Source organism: Methylobacterium sp. WL64 (genome assembly GCF_008039945.1).
Taxonomy (GTDB): domain Bacteria; phylum Pseudomonadota; class Alphaproteobacteria; order Rhizobiales; family Beijerinckiaceae; genus Methylobacterium.
In genome coordinates, this window is record NZ_VRVA01000271.1 from 1 (window position 1) to 1,740 (window position 1,740).

Consider the following 1,740-nt stretch of genomic DNA (forward strand, 5'->3'; position numbering starts at 1 on the left):
CTCCCAACCCGCCCGAATGGGTTTTGTCCCACGCTCTTATTCGGTGGGCCCTACGCTTGAAAGAGCCACCACAACAGTGGTCCAGCGCATCAGGAGCAGCCGACTTAAAACTCGGCTTAGATGTAATTTTTATTATTGGAATGGTTCGCCCATCGTAGTAACGATCTTGCGATGGCGTCAGTGCCTCACGAGATCAACATTCTTCATGGCCGAGACCAAAGATCAACGGGAAATCGTGCTGCGCAATCTCGCGACACACGCCGGCTCGGCACGGAGCCGGATGTGCATGTCTTTGGACAATGCAGCCCGCTTGGTTCACCTCACACCTGAGCTCATCGCAACGGTCGAGAACGGCAGCGACTGCTCATCTTCGCTCGCCGAATTGATGCGGCTCGCCCTTTTTCTCGGCCTGACCGAGCTTGGCGAACCCCGCCCTCGGGCGCTTGGAGCTGTGTAGCCACCACTCAAAAAAACTCGCCGAGCAGAAACTTCGGTCCGAGCCTGCACGTACCGAAGGCCCATGATCGATCCAGATAAAAAGCCTGCATCCCTCGATGCGACCCTAGCTGCGCAGGTCCAAGCCGCCCGCCTACGCGGCGCCTACTCGATAGAGACCTTGGCAACGCTCGCCCGGGTTGAGCCCGGGGTGATCACCGAGCTCGAGAACGGCAGACAGGTTTTCGATGTCAGCGCCCGAGAACGCGTCATGGATATCCTTGGTCTACGTCCCGACAGCCTTCGCCATCTCAACAGAGCCGCCGATCCTCTTCTGCGCACCCCGGACTGAGATGGACGTCGGGCCGTCGGCAATCACCAGGATTTCATTCCGCCAGGCATCGCGCTCGCCCTGAACCGCCTTGATCAGCGCATGCATGCTACCGGCGTCGATCGCGGTTTCCATCAGCATGTCCTGGGCGATCGCGAGCTGCTACCACAGGTCGGCATTCTCGCGTGCGATGGGGATAAACGCGCTCACGTCATCGCCCAACCTCTGGCCTTCTGCCCGCGCTGTCGCGTGCCATCATAGGCTGGAACTGGAGCACCAGAGGCGGCTTAGGAGGCCCACACTGTTCCGGCGGCAGGCGTTAGGCGATCCGTTCGGTTGTCCCCACGCCTGACAATCCGCTTTCTTTAAGTGGACGTGAAGCAGGACCTCACAGCCGGCGCATAGGGTCTGACACAACTTCAAAATGTTGTAATTTGTTAAGGTTTTGGCTGCACAAATATGGGTCGTCCGTGTTAAAAAACCTGATGATGCACTGGGCCGCCGTTGTCCTCACCGCCTACGTCGTAGGCTTTGTCGAATTCTGGCGCATATGTGAAGCTGCGCCGACTTCGCGGGACGACGTGGGCAAGGGCGTCGTTTAAGGCCACGCAGGTTTGCGACAGCTACCACGCGGCTTAAAGCGGCTCTACCCGCACCCTTCGAGTTTGAGCCAACTGAGTTGGTTTCAAGGGCCACAGCTGGTCGGACATCCGGCATACCCGGATCGTAGCCGCGATGATGTTCATCGCGATGGACACCAAGCCAGCTAAAACGAGCAGCGTTCGACAGGGTGCCTCGTCGGGTTCAGCGTAATCGCACCAGAGCGGGTTGTCGTCCTGCATGGCGTGGTCCCTCGGCGGCACGGCCACGCTACTTGCTGCCGCGCTGGGCGAGCACGGCCGGGACGGTGCGCAGCATGATCGCGATGTCCCGGCGCAGGCTCCAGCGGCTGGCGTAGTCCAGGTCGAGCGCCA

At 59.9% G+C, this 1,740-nt stretch carries 3 protein-coding genes and 1 pseudogene; 2 read left to right on the top strand and 2 right to left on the bottom strand.

All coding sequences use genetic code 11. From position 1 onward, the window contains the following. The first annotated feature begins 205 nt into the window (after window positions 1-205). Window positions 206-457 carry a hypothetical protein gene (locus FV242_RS33760; protein ID WP_147942009.1) on the top strand — a complete coding sequence of 84 codons (252 nt, stop codon included), beginning with the start codon at window positions 206-208 and terminating at the stop codon, window positions 455-457. 63 nt (window positions 458-520) lie between these two features. Beyond that, window positions 521-787 carry a helix-turn-helix domain-containing protein gene (locus FV242_RS36435; protein WP_147942010.1) on the top strand — a complete coding sequence of 89 codons (267 nt, stop codon included), beginning with the start codon at window positions 521-523 and terminating at the stop codon, window positions 785-787. On the opposite strand, the gene FV242_RS35110 is transcribed toward FV242_RS36435, so the two are convergent. After that, window positions 722-901 (bottom strand): hypothetical protein, encoded by a 180-nt coding sequence (locus tag FV242_RS35110; protein ID WP_187193754.1) that lies wholly within the window; start codon window positions 899-901, stop codon window positions 722-724. The two genes, FV242_RS36435 and FV242_RS35110, sit on opposite strands and share 66 nt — an antisense overlap. Before the next feature lie 735 nt (window positions 902-1,636). Further along, window positions 1,637-1,740: pseudogene (locus FV242_RS33770) on the bottom strand (sugar transferase); the annotation flags it as partial.